The sequence below is a fragment of the Ferroplasma sp. Type II genome (assembly GCF_000496155.1).
This window is the reverse complement of sequence record NZ_KI542766.1, coordinates 5,197-6,494: the sequence shown is the minus strand read 5'-3', so window position 1 is coordinate 6,494 and position 1,298 is coordinate 5,197. Positions and strand designations below refer to the sequence as shown.

Genomic DNA, 1,298 nt, shown 5'->3' with positions numbered 1-1,298 from the left:
TTACGATACATGGATTTCTCCTGATTGAGTTTGGGTATATCAGTTCTTGTGACAGCTTCTCCTGATATCAGCTCTCTCTTTTCTGTTAATGCAGAGAATCCAATGTGCTTGTATCCGGCATCTATACCCAATATTACTGGCTGCTTTGTCTCTCCGGTTGCATAGAGGAGCTGAATAGTGAATGGATTTGAACTGATCACCCTTGCTTTTCCAGATTTCAATAGTGTTCGTGCCTTTCCTGGTGTTGTTGGCATTAAAGGTTCGTTGCGCATGTTTATGACGGGAACCCTCAGGTCCTGTCCAGCCATGCCTGACTGTAGGTCCACATCGGGGTTGTTAGAAGGAGTTTTTAAACCATGCACACTGAGAGTTTCCTCTCTGTTTAATGCATGATCACAGTTGCCACGGACTTGTGGAGCATCCGTAGGTGTGTATGTATTTCTCCGGTCTAACTTCTGCCTTTCTTTCATATGTTTCACCATGTTTTCAAAGCCCCCTAATCAACTCTTGCGATGCCCCTCACGGGACAAGCCCCTTCCGTCAGGGAGGGGTAGTTGACTTTATAACCTCTGAGGAAGTTTGTAAGTTATTTAACGATAAATAACTATCACATCAATATAACAATATTGTTATGCATAAATGATATAACTATTTATTTATTATTTGTTAGAGTTTAGCCGTTCGCCTGAATCCAAAGCTAAGGCATTTATGAATATATGAAAGAACCTTGAGGATTTTAATAGAAAAATAGATGGACTGCCAGAAAGCTAAAAAAGGGAATTATATGATCATATTTCAATTCAAATAAATTCTCAAAGGTTCTAAAAAAATGAATATATTTGTGGGTATTGATATACGATAGAGATTTTCTAATAACCCCTCTCTTTATTATCCTATGAATGTGATTTTCATTTCATCTCTTCAACCACGTTTATTTAAAATATTCAGTTTATCCCATAATTTACTACGTTTGCAAGCGAAACCTTTATTCATGCAATCGCGATCAATATGCATGGACATAATGAATTACGGTCTCCGGGAGAAATATGATCAGTTGAAAAGATTCGGCGACAGGCTTTCCGACATGAAGACTGTCATAGAGTGGGAAAGGATCAGGCCTTTACTCAATGACTTATATATTAATAACACAGAGAAGGGTGGAAGGTCAAATTATGATCCCATACTCATGGTCAAGATACTATTCCTTCAGTCCATATATGGCATAGTTGATGAGTCCATTGAGAAGGAGATACACAATCGCCTGGATTTCATGAACTTCCTGGATTATCCTGAATCGG

At 38.6% G+C, this 1,298-nt stretch carries 2 protein-coding genes; one reads left to right on the top strand and one right to left on the bottom strand.

The window, feature by feature from the left end; translation table 11 throughout:
• Positions 1 to 470, bottom strand: a 470-nt coding sequence (locus AMDU4_RS10625) for an RRXRR domain-containing protein (RefSeq protein ID WP_290705077.1), incomplete at its 3' end; no start/stop codon positions are given.
• A gap of 542 nt (positions 471 to 1,012) precedes the next feature.
• Between AMDU4_RS10625 and AMDU4_RS10620 the strand changes: the two genes are divergently transcribed.
• Positions 1,013 to 1,298 (top strand): transposase (locus AMDU4_RS10620; RefSeq protein WP_290705074.1); only part of this gene is annotated, 286 nt, incomplete at its 3' end.